Source organism: Caulobacter sp. FWC2 (assembly GCF_002742625.1).
Classification (GTDB): Bacteria; Pseudomonadota; Alphaproteobacteria; order Caulobacterales; family Caulobacteraceae; genus Caulobacter.
Window position 1 is genome coordinate 2,658,236 of sequence record NZ_PEBF01000001.1, and the last position, 17,098, is coordinate 2,675,333.

22 protein-coding genes are annotated in these 17,098 nt (G+C 66.5%); 9 read left to right on the forward strand and 13 right to left on the reverse strand.

Annotation, left to right across the window (positions count from 1 at the left end):
- The first annotated feature begins 24 nt into the window (after window positions 1-24).
- The 6 genes from CSW62_RS12695 to CSW62_RS12720 all read left to right on the forward strand — a co-directional run bounded on the left by CSW62_RS12695 (window position 25) and on the right by CSW62_RS12720 (window position 4,908).
- Window positions 25-507, forward strand: coding sequence for a DUF411 domain-containing protein (locus tag CSW62_RS12695; RefSeq protein WP_099578305.1), 483 nt, complete (start codon window positions 25-27; stop codon window positions 505-507).
- A 108-nt stretch (window positions 508-615) separates the two neighbouring features.
- Window positions 616-984 carry a copper homeostasis periplasmic binding protein CopC gene (gene copC, locus CSW62_RS12700; RefSeq protein ID WP_099578307.1) on the forward strand — a complete coding sequence of 123 codons (369 nt, stop codon included), beginning with the start codon at window positions 616-618 and terminating at the stop codon, window positions 982-984.
- 4 nt (window positions 985-988) lie between these two features.
- On the forward strand, window positions 989-1,906 hold the full coding sequence (gene copD / locus CSW62_RS12705) for a copper homeostasis membrane protein CopD (protein WP_099578310.1): 918 nt from the start codon (window positions 989-991) through the stop codon (window positions 1,904-1,906).
- 355 nt (window positions 1,907-2,261) lie between these two features.
- On the forward strand, window positions 2,262-3,791 hold the full coding sequence (locus CSW62_RS12710; RefSeq protein ID WP_099578312.1) for a PAS domain-containing sensor histidine kinase: 1,530 nt from the start codon (window positions 2,262-2,264) through the stop codon (window positions 3,789-3,791).
- Window positions 3,788-4,414 (forward strand): response regulator transcription factor, encoded by a 627-nt coding sequence (locus CSW62_RS12715; protein WP_012286376.1) that lies wholly within the window; start codon window positions 3,788-3,790, stop codon window positions 4,412-4,414. Before CSW62_RS12710 ends, CSW62_RS12715 begins: the two co-directional genes overlap by 4 nt.
- 77 nt (window positions 4,415-4,491) lie before the next feature.
- A complete protein-coding gene (locus CSW62_RS12720) occupies window positions 4,492-4,908 on the forward strand; it encodes a response regulator (protein ID WP_012286375.1) in 417 nt (138 codons plus the stop codon).
- A gap of 15 nt (window positions 4,909-4,923) precedes the next feature.
- Here CSW62_RS12720 and CSW62_RS12725 read toward each other — a convergent pair whose 3' ends face one another.
- From CSW62_RS12725 to CSW62_RS12785, 13 genes are all read right to left on the reverse strand, one after another.
- On the reverse strand, window positions 4,924-5,418 hold the full coding sequence (locus tag CSW62_RS12725) for an SRPBCC family protein (protein ID WP_099578314.1): 495 nt from the start codon (window positions 5,416-5,418) through the stop codon (window positions 4,924-4,926).
- Between the two features lie 22 nt (window positions 5,419-5,440).
- Window positions 5,441-6,487: an alcohol dehydrogenase AdhP gene (adhP, locus tag CSW62_RS12730; RefSeq protein ID WP_099578316.1), complete on the reverse strand. Its 1,047-nt coding sequence runs from the start codon at window positions 6,485-6,487 to the stop codon at window positions 5,441-5,443.
- A 19-nt stretch (window positions 6,488-6,506) separates the two neighbouring features.
- Complete coding sequence (locus CSW62_RS12735; protein WP_012286372.1) at window positions 6,507-8,027, reverse strand: aldehyde dehydrogenase family protein; 1,521 nt, start codon at window positions 8,025-8,027, stop codon at window positions 6,507-6,509.
- A gap of 154 nt (window positions 8,028-8,181) precedes the next feature.
- The gene (locus tag CSW62_RS12740) at window positions 8,182-8,547 is read right to left on the reverse strand and encodes a hypothetical protein (protein WP_012286371.1); all 366 of its coding nucleotides are present in this window, start codon (window positions 8,545-8,547) and stop codon (window positions 8,182-8,184) included.
- Window positions 8,548-8,725: 178 nt separating this feature from the next.
- The gene (locus CSW62_RS12745) at window positions 8,726-9,157 is read right to left on the reverse strand and encodes a four-helix bundle copper-binding protein (RefSeq protein WP_099578318.1); all 432 of its coding nucleotides are present in this window, start codon (window positions 9,155-9,157) and stop codon (window positions 8,726-8,728) included.
- Window positions 9,158-9,170: 13 nt separating this feature from the next.
- Window positions 9,171-9,638 carry a DUF1622 domain-containing protein gene (locus CSW62_RS12750; RefSeq protein WP_099578320.1) on the reverse strand — a complete coding sequence of 156 codons (468 nt, stop codon included), beginning with the start codon at window positions 9,636-9,638 and terminating at the stop codon, window positions 9,171-9,173.
- Window positions 9,625-10,341, reverse strand: coding sequence for a cytochrome c3 family protein (locus CSW62_RS12755; protein ID WP_099578322.1), 717 nt, complete (start codon window positions 10,339-10,341; stop codon window positions 9,625-9,627). Before CSW62_RS12755 ends, CSW62_RS12750 begins: the two co-directional genes overlap by 14 nt.
- Window positions 10,338-11,066: a hypothetical protein gene (locus tag CSW62_RS12760; protein WP_099578324.1), complete on the reverse strand. Its 729-nt coding sequence runs from the start codon at window positions 11,064-11,066 to the stop codon at window positions 10,338-10,340. Before CSW62_RS12760 ends, CSW62_RS12755 begins: the two co-directional genes overlap by 4 nt.
- Complete coding sequence (locus CSW62_RS12765) at window positions 11,066-13,072, reverse strand: 2Fe-2S iron-sulfur cluster-binding protein (protein WP_099578326.1); 2,007 nt, start codon at window positions 13,070-13,072, stop codon at window positions 11,066-11,068. The genes CSW62_RS12760 and CSW62_RS12765 overlap by 1 nt, the downstream gene beginning before the upstream one ends.
- A 22-nt stretch (window positions 13,073-13,094) precedes the next feature.
- On the reverse strand, window positions 13,095-13,430 hold the full coding sequence (locus tag CSW62_RS12770) for a hypothetical protein (RefSeq protein ID WP_012286365.1): 336 nt from the start codon (window positions 13,428-13,430) through the stop codon (window positions 13,095-13,097).
- Between the two features lie 62 nt (window positions 13,431-13,492).
- Window positions 13,493-13,741: a hypothetical protein gene (locus tag CSW62_RS12775; protein WP_233206672.1), complete on the reverse strand. Its 249-nt coding sequence runs from the start codon at window positions 13,739-13,741 to the stop codon at window positions 13,493-13,495.
- On the reverse strand, window positions 13,731-14,192 hold the full coding sequence (locus tag CSW62_RS12780) for a heavy metal-responsive transcriptional regulator (protein ID WP_099578328.1): 462 nt from the start codon (window positions 14,190-14,192) through the stop codon (window positions 13,731-13,733). The genes CSW62_RS12775 and CSW62_RS12780 overlap by 11 nt, the downstream gene beginning before the upstream one ends.
- 138 nt (window positions 14,193-14,330) lie before the next feature.
- On the reverse strand, window positions 14,331-14,681 hold the full coding sequence (locus tag CSW62_RS12785) for a hypothetical protein (RefSeq protein ID WP_199170589.1): 351 nt from the start codon (window positions 14,679-14,681) through the stop codon (window positions 14,331-14,333).
- 469 nt (window positions 14,682-15,150) lie between these two features.
- On the opposite strand from CSW62_RS12785, the gene CSW62_RS12790 reads away from it, so the two are divergent.
- The 3 genes from CSW62_RS12790 (at window position 15,151) to CSW62_RS12800 (ending at window position 17,029) form a co-directional block, all read left to right on the forward strand.
- Window positions 15,151-16,254 (forward strand): acyltransferase, encoded by a 1,104-nt coding sequence (locus CSW62_RS12790; protein ID WP_099578330.1) that lies wholly within the window; start codon window positions 15,151-15,153, stop codon window positions 16,252-16,254.
- Window positions 16,255-16,288: 34 nt separating this feature from the next.
- Window positions 16,289-16,660 carry a hypothetical protein gene (locus CSW62_RS12795; RefSeq protein WP_012286360.1) on the forward strand — a complete coding sequence of 124 codons (372 nt, stop codon included), beginning with the start codon at window positions 16,289-16,291 and terminating at the stop codon, window positions 16,658-16,660.
- A 123-nt stretch (window positions 16,661-16,783) separates the two neighbouring features.
- Window positions 16,784-17,029, forward strand: a complete 246-nt coding sequence (locus tag CSW62_RS12800) for a hypothetical protein (protein WP_099578332.1) — start codon at window positions 16,784-16,786, stop codon at window positions 17,027-17,029.
- Window positions 17,030-17,098 lie beyond the last annotated feature (69 nt).

Sequence of the window (17,098 nt, forward strand, 5' to 3'; positions counted from 1 at the left end):
GCCTTGGAACCGCAGGACCTCCCAATGACACGTTTCACCCCGGTCTCGCCCATAGCCCGGCGCACCGTTCTGCTGGGCGCGGCTGCGGCGGCCACCCTGCTCGCCGGCTGCGCCAAAGCCGCCGACCCGCTCGCCATTCAGGTCTACAAGACGCCGGTCTGCGCCTGCTGCGGTAAGTGGATCGACGCCCTGGCGTCGGCCGGCCTCAAGCCGCGGGTATCGGTTCTCAACGATCTGACGAGCGTGCGGGCGACCTATGGAGTGCCCGACGCGCTGTCGTCCTGCCACACCGCGCGGATCGGCGGCTACACTATCGAAGGCCATGTTCCACCGGCCGATATCCTGCGGCTGCTGAGAGAACGGCCCAAGGCGCTGGGCCTGGTGCTGCCAGGCATGCCGATCGGTTCGCCCGGTATGGAAATCGCGGGAGCGCCCTCCGAACCCTATGCCACTCTTTTGCTGCTGGACGCCAAGGGCTCCACACGCGTTTTCGCGCGCCATGGCTGACCGCGGACTTCGCGATCGGGAGAATTCTTCACGGCGTCGCGAGGGCTCGGCTCTGAATGGCGCGTATCATCATCGGGCGACCGGGGCGTCGTCTCCTGGAGACAAGTCATGACCACCAAGACCCCCTCGACCCTGCTGGCGACGATCGCCGCCGGCGCCATGCTCCTGGGTGCGTCCCAGGCGCTCGCCCACGCCAAGCTGGTGACCGCCAATCCGGCGCCCAACGCCACGGTCGCCGCCCCCAAGGCGCTGAACCTGAAGTTCAGCGAAAAGTTGGAACCGAAATTTTCGGGCTTCGAGATCGCCAACGCCGCCGGCGCGGCTGTCTCGATCAAGACGACGGTCGCCGCCGACGGCATGGGTCTGGAGGGCGCGCTGGCCGCTCCGCTGGCGCCCGGCGCCTATAAGGTCACCTGGCACGCCGTCACCGCCGACGCGCACCGCATGAACGGCGCCTACACCTTCACGGTGCGCTAGGCCCATGATCGAACTGGCCGTCGTTCTCGCGCGCCTGGTCCAGTACATCGGCGCGGCGGTCCTATTCGGATCGCCGCTCTTTTGTCTCTATGGCTTGGCGAGTGGCGGGGTCACGATGATCTGGCCGAGACGCCTGGTCCTGGCTGGCGGCGTGGCCGTGATGATCGGATCGGGTCTCGCCCTGCTGGCCCAGACCGCGATGATGGCCGGAAGCGCGGCCGACGCCTTTGATCGCGAGACCCTGGCGATGGTCGCGACCGGCACGCAATTTGGCCTGTCGGTGATCGTCCGCTTGATCGCGGGTCTCGCCGCCGTGATTGTCGCCCTGGGCGGCCGCCCCTCGCGCGCCTTGTGGTCGGCCGCGTCCGCCCTGGGCGCCATTGCCCTGGGCAGCTTCGCCTGGAGCGGACATGGCGCCGACGGCGCGGGCCTGAGCGGCGCGTTCAAGCTGGTCGCCGACATCGTCCACCTGCTGGCGGCCGGTGTCTGGCTGGGCGCCCTGGCGGCCTTGGCGGCCCTGATCCTTGGCGCTCGCACCCCGAGCGAGACGTCGTTGCGCGAACTCCACCAGGCCCTTGAGGGGTTTTCCGGCGTCGGTTCGCTGGTCGTCGCGACCCTGGTGCTGACCGGCCTGGTCAATGTCTGGTTCCTCGTCGGGCCGAGCCAAATTGTCTTGGCGGCCTCGACCGCGTGGGGCGTGGCGCTGCTGGCCAAGCTGGTCGTCTTTGGCTTGATGCTCAGCCTGGCCGCGCTCAACCGTTTCGCGCTCACGCCTCGGCTGGAGCGGGATATGGCCCGCGCCAGGGGGACCTCAGCGCTTTCCGCGCTCAAACGCAGCGTGGCGCTGGAATCGGCCGCCGGGCTCGGGGTGCTCGCGCTCGTCGCCTGGCTGGGCACGTTGGCCCCGCCAGCGGCCCTCTAGACTCTACCGCACAATGGATATGGCCGGCAAAGGGCGGCCACTCGGCGGGCTCGGCGGTCACCTCCTGCTCGGCTCCGTTCTTTGGGGCCTTGCCGCATCAGGGCGCTTCGAAATCGCCTTGGGCCGATTGCTTGAGGGATAGACCCAACCGGACGCGTATCCCTCGAAGCGTTTCCTTGTGAGACCTCTTGATGCATGGCCGGTGCTTACACGACGGGACACTCCAAGCTGTGGCGCGTCAGCGGGCGGCGGCTTTACGGCAGTGGGGTGTTCCAAGCCTGCGCAGCGCCGGCAAAACACTGATGAAGCGCCCCCCTCGTCCATCCCAGCGGCTTGATCACGCGCGGAGATTGGCATGAGCGTTAGCGATGGGAATGCCCGCGCGGCCTCGAAGGCGAGCGCGCTTGGGGCCCTGATGATGCGCCAGGCGAGCGGCTACGCCATCGTGTTGCTGGATCCGCAAGGCGTCATCCTCGATATGAACAACGCGACCGAGGTCGTCGGATATTGGCCTCCCGAACAAGTGCGTGGGCGTTCCCACGAACTCTTCTACCCGCCCGACGGAATTGCCGAGGGACGGCCCGCGGCCGATCTGTCTGCCGCGGTGAAGGACGGCCTCCTGGAACGTGACGCTTGGCGCGTTTGTCACGACGGTTCCGAGTATCTTGCACGGCTGACGATAAACGCGCTGTGGGACGAGAGCGGCGTCCTGCGGGGCTTTAGCTGCATCGCGCGCGACATCACCGTGGATGTTGCCGTGCGGGCGTCGATCGAGGCCCGAGAGCAGCATCTGCAGTCCATACTCGCCACCGTTCCCGACGCCATGATCATCATCGACGAGCGAGGTACGATTACCTCGTTCAGCGCGGCGGCCGAGCGCCTGTTCGGCTACGGGGAAAGCGAGCTGCTCGGCAGGAACATCTCCTGTCTCATGCCGGAGCCTGACCGCGGCCGCCACGACCAGTATATCGCCCACTATCTCGAAACCGGCGAGCGCCGCGTCATCGGAATGGGTCGCGTGGTGGTGGGCCAGCGCCGTGACGGGACCACCTTTCCCATGGAGCTATCCGTCGGCCAGGCCGGCGAGGACGGCAGCCGGATCTTCACCGGCTTCGTTCGGGACCTGACCGCGAAGGAGCGTGACGAGCTCAGGCTCAAGGAACTGCAGGCGGAACTCGTTCACGTCTCGCGACTGAGCGCCATGGGCACTATGGCCTCCACCCTCGCCCACGAAATCAACCAGCCTTTGACGGCGGTGGCCAACTACCTTGAGACAATCCGCGATCTGCTGATCGGCGACGCCGAGATCGACCGCTCCCTATTGCGCGAGGCCGTTGGGGAAGCCGCGAGCGAGACGTTGCGCGCAGGATTTATCGTTCGCCGGCTTCGGGATTTCGTCGCGCGCGGCGACGTGGACAAGAGCATCGAGGACCTACCCCGGCTGATCGAGGAAGCCGGCAATCTGGCTCTGGTCGGTGCGCGAGAGCGCGGCGTCAGGAGCTTTTTCAGGTTCGATCTCGAGGCTACGCCGGCCCTCGTCGATCGCGTGCAGATCCAGCAAGTCCTCGTGAACCTCATGCGCAACGCCGTAGAGGCCATGGCGGAATCAGAGGTGCGAGAACTGACCGTGTCGACCTTGCTCCGGCCCGACGGCGCGATCGAGGTGTCGGTCGAGGATACGGGGCCCGGCATTTCCGACGAGATCGCGCCTCGACTGTTCCAGGCTTTCGTCAGCAGCAAGGCCGAAGGCATGGGTCTTGGCCTGTCGATCTGCCGAACGATCATCGAGGCGCATGGCGGACGCATCTTGGCCGACGCGTTGCCGGGCGGCGGCACGGCCTTCCGATTCACACTCATTCATGGGCGGGCGGATGAAGAGAAATGAGAGACAAGCGGATCGTCCATCTCGTCGACGACGAGGAGGCCATAAGAAAGTCCGCAGGGTTCCTGCTGCGGTCCTCGGGCTATCTCGTCCATAGCTACGCGTCCGGCGTAGAGTTCCTGAAGGTCGCCCGGAACGCCGAGGTCGGTTGCGTGCTTCTCGATGTCCGGATGCCTGACATGGACGGGCTTCAGGTGCAGACCGAGATGGCCGCTCGTGGGGTCAACATGCCCGTTGTGGTGGTCACCGGACACGGAGACGTCTCGATCGCCGTGCAGGCGATGAAGGCCGGAGCCATCGACTTCCTTGAGAAGCCCTTCGAGAAGGCGGCCGTGCTCGACGCCGTCGCGCGGGCGTTCGCCCGGCTCGACAATGCCGACATTCGAGCGACGGAAGAGGCCGAAGCGCTGGTGCGCGTTGCAGCGCTAACGCCGCGCGAACAGGAAATCCTGGAGGGTCTGGCCCAAGGCTACCCCAACAAGACTATCGCCTATGATCTGGGCGTGTCTTCGCGCACCGTGGAAGTTCACCGCGCGAGCTTGATGACGAAATTGGGAGTTCACTGCCTTTCCGACGCGCTGAGGATCGCCTTTGCGGCCGGTATGGGGGCGTCCTCCAAGCGCTAGGACGTTTACGTAGCGACTGCGCGGGGCGGGTCTGAGATCGTATCTCGACCCCTGCCCTGTGCGAGCGTACCCAAACCATGCCCCCGACCACCGGCTATACGGCCGAGCAGCGCTTTACGATCCTGCTGTCGGATGACGATCATGGGGTGCGCCGGTCGATCCAGCTGATGCTGACGGCCCGTGGCTATCACGTGCGGGGATATACCAGCGGGCGCGCCCTTCTGGCCGATCCCCAGTCGTTGTGCGCCGACTGCCTCATCGTCGACTACCGGATGCCCGACATCGACGGCCTGGCGCTTCTCAAGGGTCTCAGGAGTAAGGGCTGGCGGGGCGGCGCCATCATGATCTCCGCCTATTATGACCCGCGGCTGGAAAAGCGGGCGCAAGAGGCCGGCTTTGACGATGTGATCGCAAAGCCGATCATTTTCAGGGCTGTTCTTGACGCTGTGGCGCGACACTCGAATGATCAGCAACGCCTCGCTGGTAGCGCCTGATCGCTCGGAGCGCGCCTAGAGTGAATGGGACTGGGCAAAATAGGTCGCCGCGTCGCGCGCCATCTGGCCCACGCACCACTTGGCGTAGAATGGCGCCAGGAACGGGCCTAGCCAGCGGCCGAGCAGGCCCGGCGGAAGGTTGTAGGCGATCCAGACGCGCAGGTCCGAACCACCAGCCACCGGTGTGATGTCGAAGCCCATCCGGTAGGCGCCGACCACGAGTAGGCGTGGGTGGCCGACCGTTTCCCAGGCCTTGCGGCGCGGCGGCTCGCGCTCCGTCACGACTTCGTCCACGTAGAGGGAGATTCCGAACGCCGAGCCGCCCATCTTGATGTGGGAGCCTATGGCCTGACCGCGCCTCCCATCGAACTCAAAGGTCATGCGGCCGCCGCCCATCATCGCGGAGGGCTGTTCCATGTGCGCGCCCAGCCGAGTCTGATCGTCGAGTCGGGCGAAGACAGCGGTCGCCGGCGCCGCGATATGGACCAGGGTCTCTAGGTTTGTCGGCATCGTCGTTCTTCCGGACGGCGAGTCATGAACCACTGCGGGGTCCATCCGACAGGTCGAGCACGACCCGGCCCTCGATCTCGCCGCGACGCATGCGGTCGAAAACTGCATTGATGTTCTCGAGCCGATCGGTCGAGACGGTGGCGCGCACCTTTCCCTCACCGGCAAAGGCCAGAGCCTCTTGCAGGTCCAGCCGCGTGCCGACGATCGAACCGCGGATGGTGATCCCGTTGAGCACGGTGTCGAAGATGGAGAGGGGGAAATCCCCCGGCGGCAATCCATTCAGGGCGACGGTGCCGCCTCTGCGCACCAGGCCCAGCGCCTGGGCGAAGGCCTTTGGCGAGACGGCGGTCACGAGGACGCCGTGGGCGCCGCCGATCTCCTTCTTGAGCACCGCCACCGGGTCGGCGTGGAGCGCGTTGACGGTCACGGTCGCACCAAGAGCGCGCGCCAGGGCCAGCTTCTGGTCATCGATATCGACGGCGGCGACGTTCAATCCCATCGCTCTAGCGTATTGGACAGCCATGTGCCCAAGGCCGCCGACGCCAGAGATGGCCACCCAGTCGCCCGGCTTGGCCTCGGTCATCTTGAGGCCCTTATAGACCGTGACGCCCGCGCACAGCACGGGGGCGATCTCGACGAAGCCGACGTTGTCGGGCAAGTGGCCGACATAGTTGGGATCGGCGAGCACATAGTCAGCGAAGCTGCCGTTCACCGAATATCCGGTGTTTTGCTGCAGTTCGCAGAGGGTCTCCCAGCCGCCGAGGCAATGAACGCAGTGACCGCAGGCGGAGTAGAGCCAGGGCACGCCGACGCGGTCTCCTTCCCGGACATGGGTGACGCCCGCGCCCACGGCGACCACATGGCCGGCGCCCTCATGGCCTGGAATAAAGGGCGGATTGGGCTTGACCGGCCAATCGCCCTGCGCGGCGTGCAGATCGGTGTGGCAAACCCCGGCGGCGGCGATCTTGACCAGGATCTGGCCGGGGCCGACCTGCGGAACCCGCACCTCCTCGATCACGAGCGGCTGGCCGAAGGCGCGGACCACGGCCGCCTTCATTGTCTTTTCCATGGGTGTCCTCAGCAGCCGGTCAGAACAGACCCAGGGGCGCCTCGTCGTAGGAGACGAGGAGGTTCTTGGTTTGCTGGTAGTGATCCAGCATCATCTTATGGTTCTCACGGCCAAAGCCCGAGGCCTTGTAGCCGCCGAACGCGGCGTGGGCCGGGTAAACGTGGTAGCAGTTCGTCCAGACCCGCCCAGCCTGCAGAGCGCGGCCGACGCGGTAGGCGTTGTTGCCGTTGCGCGACCAGACACCGCCGCCAAGGCCGTAGGGCGTGTCATTGGCGATATCGATCGCCTCTTCGACGCTGCTGAACCGCGTCACCGAAAGCACCGGGCCGAAAATCTCTTCCTGGAAGATCCGCATGCGGTTCTCACCGACGAACACGGTCGGTTGGACGAAATAGCCCTGGTTCAGCTCGCCGCCCGGAAGCGCTCGCTCTCCGCCGATCAGGCACTCGGCGCCCTCGGCCTTGCCGATCTCGACATAGCCGAGGATCTTGCGCAGTTGGTCCTCGGAGGCCTGCGCGCCGACCTGAGTGACCGGATCCAGCGGGTCGCCCTGACGGATGGCCGCGACGCGGCCGAGCGCCCTTTCCATGAACCTGTCGAAGATCGATTCATGCACCAGCGCGCGTGATGGGCAGGTGCAGACCTCGCCCTTGTTGAAGGCGAACAGCGCAAACCCCTCCAGGGCCTTGTCGAGGAAGCGATCGTCCTGATCCATCACGTCGGGCAGGAAGATGTTGGCCGACTTGCCACCGAGTTCCATCGTCTGGGGGATCAGATGGTCGGCGGCGTAGTGCATGATCTGGCGCCCGGTCGTCGTCTCCCCGGTGAAGGACACCTTGGCGATCCGCGGATTCTCCGCGATCGCGCGACCGACGGTCCCGCCGGGACCCGTCAGGACGTTGAGGACGCCCGGCGGCAGGATGTCAGCCGTCAGTTCGGCGAACAACAGCAGGGTCAGCGGCGTCTGAGAGGCAGGTTTGATCACGGTGCAGTTGCCCGCCGCCAGCGCCGGGGCGATTTTCCACGCCGCCATCAGCAGCGGGAAATTCCATGGGATGATCTGGCCGACCACGCCGAGCGGTTCGCGGAAATGGTAAGCGATGGTGTTGTCGTCGATGGTCGAGATGGCGCCTTCCTCCGCTCGGATGCAGCCGGCGAAATAGCGGAAGTGGTCGATCGCCAAGGGAACGTCAGCGGCGCGCGTCTCGCGGATGGGCTTGCCGTTGTCGATCGTCTCGGCGAGGGCGAAGAATTCGAGATTGTCCTCCAGCCGGTCGGCGATGCGGTTGAGCATTCGGGCGCGATCCGAGGGCGAGACCCGGGCCCAGGCCGCCTTGGCGCCGTGAGCGGCGTCGAGGGCGAGTTCCACGTCTTCAGGCCCGGACGATGCGAAGGTGGCGATGGCGCGGCCATTGATCGGGCTATGGTCGGTGAATGAGGCGCCGCCGAGCGGCGCGACCCATCGTCCACCAATCCAGTTGTCGTAGCGCTCGCGGAAGAGCGGCGTGGATTTGACGGTCTTGATGGCTTGCTCGAACATGACGCCGCTCCTCCAATGGTGAGGTCGAACGGTATTTGTCAGCCAGGCGGGGAGTGAATAGGTAGAGTCCGCAGAACTCACCCCCCAACCTTGACTTAAGAAAAGCCCGCATCCCGATCACCGGGGCGGGCCTTTCCTCCTCATCAACGCCGTTTTACATGTGGTCTTTCATCGGCATGGGCGCGTCCGGCTTATCAGCGGGCATGGCGGGCATGGCGGGCATCGTCTTGCCCTTGCAGCCGGAGCCGTCGCTGCAGCCCATCTTCATGCCCGACGAGGCCGGCGGGTCCTTCTTGGGCGGCATGCCAGCCATGTTCGCCATGCCCGCCGCATGGTCCTTCATCATCTGTTCGTGCATCTGGTCGCCGCCGTGCTGCATCCCTTGCTGATGCTGCGGGGTCGGCTTGGCGGCGGCGGCCGGCTTGGCCGGCATGGGCATCTTCATGTCGTCGTCGGCGTGTGCCGCCGATCCCAGCGCAAGAAGGCTGAGGGCGGCGATCAAGAGTGACGTCTTGCGCATTGGGTTTCTCCAAGAAAAAGGGGCCGTTCTTGGCTGAGGGAGCATGGTTTTCGCCCTCGGCCAGCTTGCGGTCAGCATGCGTGGCGGCGATCGGCGGCCATATACGTGGAGTTCACATCGACGATGCTCGTCCTACCGTTCGTCGCCAGAGCAACGGCGGCGAACCGGCCGTCGCCTCTCAATGACTGGTCATCGCCATCATCGCGCAGCTGGCCGCACAGTCGCGGCAGCTGGCCGCGCATCGCTGCATCCGCACATCGTCGAAGCCGGCGCAGTTCTTCGAACAGGCCTCGCAGGCCTTGGCGCAGGCCTCGCAGAGGACCGTATGGATCGGCGATCCCCGCATCATCGACGTCGCCGTCGCCTGGCAGAGGTCGGCGCAATCCAGCAAGATCGCGATATGGCCCGGGGCGGCGTGGGCGCCGCCCTTCTCCAGGCTATGCCGGGACGTCTCCATGCACAGACGATAGGTGGCGAGGCAGGCGTCGATGCAGGCCTGCATCGACATGGCGCCCTGACCAGGGGCCATGGTCGTGGGCTGGGCCCGGGCGGCGGCGGCAACGGCGGCGAGCGCCAAGCTCGAGACGAGAAGTCCGCGGCGGTCTTGCATAGGGTGTCTCCGATCAGGTTGACGAGGCGGCGGCGGGCGGCGTCGACGATGCTCCAGGCCTGCGCCCCCTGGTCGCCCCCCGTGCTTGGGACGAAGCCGCGACGGCCTCCCGGGCCATGCGCGTGTCCTGCCAGGGCCAATGGCCGTTGATCTCGACCCCGAGCGAGATACTGAGGAAGGTGCGCACCAGAACGAGTCCGGCCAGCACGATCAGGTCATCGAGGGTGGGGTTGATGACCAGCGATTTGACGATGTCGCCCGCGACCAGGAATTCGAGACCGAGCAGGATGCTGCGGCCCAGGGCCGAGCGGAACGGGCTGTAGGCCTCGGAATGGTCGGCGCGCCAGGCGCGCTTGAGGAACAGGAAGGTGGCCAGGGCGGCCCCGGCCAAGATCGTCAGGGCGCCGGCCAGTTCGAGGACGACCACGGCCAGCTTGAAGAAGGCGCTGAGGATGTCGCCGGTAAAATCAGTGGTGATCATACCAGCCTCGCTTGCGGATGTTGTTGAAGCTGTCGGTCGTGTGACAGGCGGAGCATTGATCGACGCGCGCCTTCTCCCCGGCGACCCGTTGCGACACCATGCTAAAATGCATCATCTGGTGACTGGGCGGCGGCTTGTGGCATTCGGCGCATTGGGTCGAGTTGACCGAGGGATGCCGATACCCCTCGACGCGCCAACTGGTCACGCTGTGGCAACTGGCGCAGGTCTCCCCGAACAATCCCTGGTGCGGATCCCGCATTGAATGGCAACTGGCGCAGTCCAGGCTGGCGGTCCCGGCATTCCTGGCCACCGCCGGAATCCCCATGGGATGCTTCCAGACCTTCGGATCCAACAACGCCGGATGGTTCATGCGGGCGAGGCTACGGCCGCCGTCGTGCTCGACGTGGCACGATGTGCACTCGGCGACGGTCGCGTGGAACTGGGTCGACTGCTTGCCGCCGAAATCCTGCCCGGCATGGCAGCTCAGGCAGGTTTTCGTCTCCACGCCCTTCAGCGGCGTGTGGCAGGTCGTGCATTGACCGGCGAAGGTCTGGTGGGCCGCGGAGAGCGGCCCTGGTGAAACAAGACCTTCGATCATGCCGCTGTTGGCCGGCGTATTCGTCCGCATGACCGCCGGCAAGCCGACCACAACGACCAGCAGCGCCGCGATGAACAGGCCATAGAACAGCGTCGATCGCTTCATAGCCAACGCAGCCCGTAATAGAGGGCCGCCCCGACGTGGAGCAGGATCAGCCCATAGAGAATGACCCCGGCCACGATATGCAGCAGGCGCCACTTGGCGAACAGCGAACTGGTCGCGGCTTCCGCCCGAACGGCGTATTCGCTGTCCGACAGCGCGGCGGCCAGCGTCGCCTTGTCGGCGGGCGCCGGCGCCGCGGGCGGGTCACCCGGCCTGAACAACAAGCGGGCCAGCCGACCGAGTTGGCGCGGCGGCGGCTCCACGCCCGTGGGCGGCGGCGGCAGGTTCAGATAGGCCGCCTTGAGCGAGGCCAGCTCGGTCTTGCGCCCGCGCAGCGCCCGCGCCAGCTCGGCCAGGAGAAATCGGCCAACGAACCCGCTCAGGACGGTGAGCAGCAGGAGGCCGGTCAGCATCACCCCGAGGGGACTGTCGAGCTTGTGCGCCGCGTGAAGCAGGGCGAGCAGCGGCGCGAGCACGCCGGCGTAGACGTGGACCGCCAAGAGGGTCGGCTTGGCCACAAATCTCGACAGGAACCGGTCGACAGCGCCGATGTGCTTGGCCGCCACATAGGGGAGCGTCAGCAACATCATCAGCACGGCGAGAACGCCAAGCATGCCGCCGGCGAAGCTGCCCGGAAACCGCGACGAGACGTGGATCATGAACCCCAGCGGGAAGACGAGGATGAAGCCCGCGAGCAGCGCCACGAGGATGTCGCCACGCTCGCGCATCAGGCTTCGACCACGAGCGGCTTGCCGGTCGTCTTAGCCTGGCAGGCGAGGATGTAGCCCTGGACCTTGTCCTCCGGCGCGAGGCCGGACTCAACGGCCATGGTGACCTCGCCGTCGATGAGCTTGGTGACGCAGACGCCGCATTCGCCGACACGGCAGGAGTAAGGAATCTCGACTCCCGCGCCTTCGGCGGCTTCGAGCACCGTCTGGGTGGCGGGCAGCGGCGCCGAGACCCCGGAAACCGAAAAGGTGATGGTGGCGGCTAAGGTTTCCGCCCCCCCTGCGGGCGGCGGCGTTGGCGTCGGGCCGGGCTTGCCCACGGCCGGGGCGACGGTCGCGGCTTGGGCCGGCGGCTCGAGCGGATCGATCGGCAGGGACGCCGGCCCGAACGCCTCGGTATGGAGCTGCGCCTCGGGGACGCCAAGCTCGGCGAGTTGGGCCTTCATGGCCGCCATCATGGCCGGCGGACCGCAAAGGTGAATGCGGCGGCGCGCGAGGTCCGGGACCACGCTGGTGAGCATCTCCTTGGTGATCGGCCCTTCGGCCCCATGCCACACGGTGCCGGGCGCCCGGTGCATGGCGGCGAAGACGTGCAGGTTCTCGTGGCGGCGTTCGAGGCGCTCGATGTCCTCGCGGAAGGCAAATTCTTCGGTCGACCGTGCGCCGTAGAGGAAGAAGATCTCGCCTGGCCAGGCGGTGTCAGTGAGATAGCGCAGGACCGACATCATCGGCGTGATCCCGACGCCGCCGGCGATGAGCACGACGCTGTCAGCGTCGGTCCCCGTGAAGGTGAAGGCGCCAAAGGGGCCAGAGATTTTGACTAACTCTCCGACCTTCACGTGATCGTGGAGAAAGCGCGAGACAGCGCCCTGCTCTTCGCGCTTCACGGAGAGTTCGACATGGGCGCGCTGGGTCGGGGATGAGGCGATGGTGTACGACCGGCGCGCGGTCTTGCCAGGCTCGGGCTCCACCTCGACCTGGAGAAACTGCCCGGGAAGAAAGTCGAACGGCAGCCGGTCGGCGGCCGGGTCGGCGAGCCGGAAGGTCAAGATGGTCGGCGTTTCGCGCAGGATCTGCGCGACTCGCAACGCGCCGGTCCAGCTTCTTGGCTTGCGCGGCGTCGCGCCGGACGGGTCCAAGGCGCTGCTTGGGGCCACAGCCTTCGCCCCGCCTGGCGCGACGGTCGCGGCCGGAGCCGGCGCGGCGGCTTTTCGGTCGTTTCCAGCCGCGGCCGAGACCGCCGTGGCGCCTGGCGCAGCCGGCGCCCCGGCGACGATCTTGCGGATGCGTTGCAGGCGAAACAGTTGCAGGGCGATGAGGCTGGCGCTGACGAGCGTCAGAAATAACATCAGCAGCAGATGCGCCGGCGAAATCCCGAACGGATGGGCGGCGTGCTCGCCCGATAGGACCGTGCCGACCGAAAGCTGCGTCCGGAACCAATTGGTCGCAACGTTCGGTCCCGAGGTCTCGCCTTCCAGAGCGCTCTTCGCGGCCGCGCTGCTGGCGTAGAGATCGGCGCCCTCTCGAAGCTTCCGCGCCGCCGCCGCACGGGCGGTCGAATTGGAGGCGTGCATGCCTTCGGCGGCGCCCTCGCCCGCGAGGACAAGGCCGTTGTGGACCCGCGCCTCCGCGTCTCGCGCCAGCGCTTGGCGGGCCTCAGAATCGAGGCCTGGTAGGCCCAGCAGGCGCGAGAAGAACGGACCGTTGTTCTGGCCGGGGCCGCAACAGCCCGCCATCTGGTCCATCTTCTCCATCATCCCCCCCATCCCCGCCATGGCGGCGTCCTGGGGCGCGCCCGCCCCCGGCATGGCGGTGGTTGGCATGGCGGGTGTCGGCATGGCGGAGGCGGACGCGGGCGCCATCGCGCCAGGCGCGGCTGGGTCGGCGGCCACGGGATGATGGGCGGCGTGCTCGTCAGCGTCCTGCGCCGGCACCGGCGCCGCGGCGGCGACGACGACCAAAAGCGCGACCGCGAGCAGACCTGAAAGGGTTGTCGGTAAGCGCATCGATGGCCCCCGCCCCCCAGGCTCACATGTGCTTCATCGGCGCGGGCGGGCTGTCGGCGGGCGGCGGCGCGTCGGGCTTGGCGGCGCCCGCGCGCATGTCGGCATGATCCATCGCCTGTTTGTGATGATGTTCCATGTCGGCGACCTCGTTGCCGGTCCCATCGGCGGGCTGGGCCGACGCATCAGCGGGCGAAGGCGGCGGCGTCGATCCGACGGGGTTCGTCGTGCTCGCGGTAGCGGCCGCCGGTGTGTTGGCGGTCGAGGTTGAGCTGTCGCGGTTGCAGCCGGCGAGTGCGAGTCCCGCCATGACCGCCACGCCGCTGATCAGCAGCGATCGGCAGTTGCCGTTGATTGTCATCAAGGTCTTCCTTTTGCGAACGTGTGGTCCGGGTGACCAGAGCGCTGATCACCCGGCGCCGATCATTTCGACTGCCGCAGGATCTGCCGGCAGCGATCGTGCGAGAGGTTCATGGGGTTGCGCCCCTGTCCCTTCATCTCCGAGTGATCGTGTCGGTCGGCGACCCCCATATCGCTCTCCATCTGACGACAGCTGGCGATCTGGCTCTCGGTCGGCGCCGTGGTGGCGCAAGCGCTGAGAAGCGTGGCGGCTGCAAGGGCTGCAGCAACTGCATAAGTCTTCATGGTCATTCCTTCGCTGTCAGGTTTCACGGTTCTTCTCCCCCCTCGTCGTTTCTGGCTTCGCCGCGGCGCGGGCGCGGGGCCTCGCCGAAATGAAGGCCAGGATCGGGCAGTCGCGGGTTGGGGCCTCGCCCGGACACGCCGCAGCCAGCCCCTCTAGAATCGTTCGGATAAGGTTGAGCTCATCCACGCGCGTCTCCGCCTGGCGGATCTTGTCGCACGTGATCGCGAGCACAGCCGTAGCTCTGGCGGTGTCAGACGTCTGTAGGGTGAGAAGCTCGCTGGTTTCGGCGAGCGTGAAGCCCAACCCCTGTCCCGAACGGATGAATCTGAGCCGGAGAAGATCGTCGTCGCCGTAGAGCCGATAGCCCGCGCCCGACCGACCCGGCGAAAGCAGCAAACCCGTCCGTTCGTAGTAGCGAATGGTGTCGCGGCTGACACCCGCGGCCGTAGCCAGTTCGCCGATTTTAAACTTTCCCATGGCATCCGCCCCTTCTGCAGGTTGGACCGTGGTCCAAGGTCAAGCGAGGCATGCGGGGTTTGCTCAAGGTTTCTGAGCTAAGGCCCCGGTCGATGTCCTGCTCGGCGGAAGGGGGGGCGGACGCCGCCCCCCGATGGATCAGTTGCGAACGAGTTCGACGATGTCGTGCTTGGCGGCGGCGCCGTCGGCGACGCGCACATGGGCGAAGTGTTCGTCGAAGATATGGTCGATCGTCACGTGGCCGACGAGATCACGGCGATACGACGGGGGACCCTTTGCTGGGCCCGGAAGGGTCTTGACCCGATAGACCTCCAGGCTTTGGCCAACTTCAGCCCCATCGGCCTTGCCGATGCAGATGACCGTGCCGGTGCTGTCGGCCTGGACGATCGAGCCCCGCATGAAGAAGGTGTGGCCGATGCCCTGGGCCAGGACGGGGGTGGCGGCCAGCATCGCGACGCCAGCCAGAGCCGCTACGATCGACTTTTTCACGATTGTCTCCTTTGAAGTTGAGCCGCTCGGAGAGACCGAGGGGAATGAGGTTTCCTTCCCCACCAGGACTAAGGTCCCGGGTCCCGGGTCTGAATACGTAGATGTCACATCGCGTATTTTTCGAGGATCTCTTCAAATGGCGCCGGCGAGCCTCACCGATCTTTCAAGCTGCTTTCGCCGGTGGTTTCGTCGTCGCCAATGGTCGTCGCCAAAGGGAGCGCGTCGGCAACGGGCCACGACTGCGGGGCAGGAGCTCGATGGTCCGCGGCCTCACCCACCCAGCTGCAGTACGCGCCAGCGCGCGTAGCCCCGCCCAGCCAGGTGCGCGTCGGCCGGTTGGGCGGGGCTGCGGCGCGAACCTTCCCATAATGGGCAAGGTCTTGAAACCAAAGGCGATTCTCAAGCTGTTAGGTAGTTCGGCGCTAGGCTTGGCCATGACCGTCGGCCCAGCGCCGCGACACCAGGCCCGATGACCATGCCGCTGAACCTCAAATCCCTCACCAGCCTGCGGTTCTTCGCCGCCATGTGGGTCGTGGCCTATCATTTTTGGCCCAACCTCGGCCTGGCCATGCCCGCCGTAATCGCCAAGGGCTATCTGGGCGTTGAGCTGTTCTTCGTGCTCTCTGGCTTCATCCTTTGCCACGTCTACCTGGAAAATTTTGGCCAGGGTCGGTTCGACTACCGCGAGTTCCTCTGGGCTCGCCTGGCGCGGATCTATCCGGTTCATCTGGCGGTTCTGTTGGGCTTGATGCTGCTGATCGCGACGGCCGCCATGATGGGCGTTTCGGCGGGCGACAAGCTGCTGATCTGGCCATCCCTGCCAGCCCAACTGACCCTGACCCAGGCTTGGGGCCTGTCGCCGCTGGGCGGCTGGAACCATCCGTCCTGGTCGATCTCCGCCGAATGGTTCGCCTATCTGAGCTTCCCGGTCTTCGCGTTCTTGGCCTGGCGGCTGATCAGCCGGCCAAGACTGGCCCTGGTCCTGGCTTTGGGCTTGGTGGTGGCGCTCAATATCGGCTTCCCGGCCGTCGCCGGCTTTCCCCTGACCAAGGCTACCTTGCTCTGGGGAGCCCTGCGGATCGTGCCGTGTTTCGCGCTCGGCTGCGCGATCTGGCTGGCCTGGCGCGCTGATCTGGTCACCGGCAAACCCTCGGGCCTCGGCCTGACTCTCATGGCGCTGTCCGGCGTCGTGGCCGCGGCGCTCTTGCAGGCCCCGGACTTTGTCGCCGTGGCGCTGTTTGGCGCGCTGATCCTGGGTCTGGCGGCGATCTCCACCTCAGGCTCGTCATTCCTGGCCCAACCGGCCCTGGTCTATCTCGGCGAGGTCAGCTTCGCCGTCTACATGGTCTGCATTCCTTGGGAGTCGGTCTTCACCCAAGGCCTGGGCAAGGTCATCGGGCTGGAGCCCTCCCATATGCCCATAGGCTTGTGGCTGGCGCTCTATGTTGGGGTCATCCCCGTGGCCATGGTCTTGCATCACGCCGTCGAGCGGCCGATGCGCACGCTGATGCGCCGCCATGGTCCGCCCTTCGGCCGCGCCAGGGCGGCGAGCCCCGCCCCGGCCAACGCCTGATGACGGGGTCGCGTAAACAGACTAGGGTGAAGCCATGCTGAGACATGCGCTCGCTTTCCTGGCCGCCATGGCCGTCGCGTTCAGCCCGCTGGCGGTCAACGCCGCGCAGGCTGATTGCGACATGGCCGGCATGGACATGAGCGCGATGAGCATGACGATGCCCGCCGCTGAAACCGCCCCCGACACCGCCCAGCCAGACCCCTGTTGCGACCACGGCAAGGCGATGTCGGCCAAGGACTGCGCCAAGGCCTGCGCCACCAGTTGCGCGCTGGCGGTCGGGGTGCCCGGCGACGCGGCGATCAGCCATTCGCCGATCGTCTACCGCGTCGAGGTCAGTTGGTCCAACACCAGCGGCCAGACCCACGATCCCATCCCGGAAGATCCTCCTCCAAGATCGCTGATCTAGCGACCGGCCAAGCGCCGGTCTGACGCTTCCGCGCCCGCCGTCGTGCATCCCACACCCGGCCAAGCGCGCGGTCGCTTGCCCGCTCGCGGGCGCTTCAGATCACGATTTTCAAGGAACGATTCCATGACTCTTCGCACCACGATGCTGGCCGCCTTGGCCGCCGGCCTGACCTTCGCCGCCTCGGCCGCCCTGGCCGCCAAGCCCGCGCCTTGCAGCCACCTGCAGGCCCAGTCCCCGCCGTCCAATCCCAAGGACGTTTTCCGGACCGCCCTGCGCATCTGCGACATGCCGGCCAACTGCGGGATGATGTCGATGATGGCCGGCCCGGCTTCCCCGGCCAAGCCTGAAGCCACGGGCCCGACCCGCTAGGATCGGCTGAACCGGGCGGCGGGCAATCCCCTCCCGTCGCCCGCTCGGTCGGCTCCGGCGGACTGGCTG

Coding starts and splice junctions, on each gene's coding strand:
- CSW62_RS12745 (WP_099578318.1), bottom strand. CDS start 9,157: ATGCAAGACCGCCGCGGACTTCTCGTCTCGAGCTTGGCGCTCGCCGCC.
- CSW62_RS12765 (WP_099578326.1), bottom strand. CDS start 13,072: ATGCGCTTACCGACAACCCTTTCAGGTCTGCTCGCGGTCGCGCTTTTG.
- CSW62_RS12720 (WP_012286375.1), top strand. CDS start 4,492: ATGCCCCCGACCACCGGCTATACGGCCGAGCAGCGCTTTACGATCCTG.
- CSW62_RS12755 (WP_099578322.1), bottom strand. CDS start 10,341: ATGAAGCGATCGACGCTGTTCTATGGCCTGTTCATCGCGGCGCTGCTG.
- CSW62_RS12750 (WP_099578320.1), bottom strand. CDS start 9,638: ATGATCACCACTGATTTTACCGGCGACATCCTCAGCGCCTTCTTCAAG.
- CSW62_RS12715 (WP_012286376.1), top strand. CDS start 3,788: ATGAGAGACAAGCGGATCGTCCATCTCGTCGACGACGAGGAGGCCATA.
- CSW62_RS12695 (WP_099578305.1), top strand. CDS start 25: ATGACACGTTTCACCCCGGTCTCGCCCATAGCCCGGCGCACCGTTCTG.
- copD (WP_099578310.1), top strand. CDS start 989: ATGATCGAACTGGCCGTCGTTCTCGCGCGCCTGGTCCAGTACATCGGC.
- CSW62_RS12725 (WP_099578314.1), bottom strand. CDS start 5,418: ATGCCGACAAACCTAGAGACCCTGGTCCATATCGCGGCGCCGGCGACC.
- CSW62_RS12710 (WP_099578312.1), top strand. CDS start 2,262: ATGAGCGTTAGCGATGGGAATGCCCGCGCGGCCTCGAAGGCGAGCGCG.
- adhP (WP_099578316.1), bottom strand. CDS start 6,487: ATGGAAAAGACAATGAAGGCGGCCGTGGTCCGCGCCTTCGGCCAGCCG.
- CSW62_RS12800 (WP_099578332.1), top strand. CDS start 16,784: ATGACTCTTCGCACCACGATGCTGGCCGCCTTGGCCGCCGGCCTGACC.
- CSW62_RS12760 (WP_099578324.1), bottom strand. CDS start 11,066: ATGCGCGAGCGTGGCGACATCCTCGTGGCGCTGCTCGCGGGCTTCATC.
- CSW62_RS12735 (WP_012286372.1), bottom strand. CDS start 8,027: ATGTTCGAGCAAGCCATCAAGACCGTCAAATCCACGCCGCTCTTCCGC.
- CSW62_RS12770 (WP_012286365.1), bottom strand. CDS start 13,430: ATGACAATCAACGGCAACTGCCGATCGCTGCTGATCAGCGGCGTGGCG.
- copC (WP_099578307.1), top strand. CDS start 616: ATGACCACCAAGACCCCCTCGACCCTGCTGGCGACGATCGCCGCCGGC.
- CSW62_RS12780 (WP_099578328.1), bottom strand. CDS start 14,192: ATGGGAAAGTTTAAAATCGGCGAACTGGCTACGGCCGCGGGTGTCAGC.
- CSW62_RS12790 (WP_099578330.1), top strand. CDS start 15,151: ATGACCATGCCGCTGAACCTCAAATCCCTCACCAGCCTGCGGTTCTTC.
- CSW62_RS12795 (WP_012286360.1), top strand. CDS start 16,289: ATGCTGAGACATGCGCTCGCTTTCCTGGCCGCCATGGCCGTCGCGTTC.
- CSW62_RS12740 (WP_012286371.1), bottom strand. CDS start 8,547: ATGCGCAAGACGTCACTCTTGATCGCCGCCCTCAGCCTTCTTGCGCTG.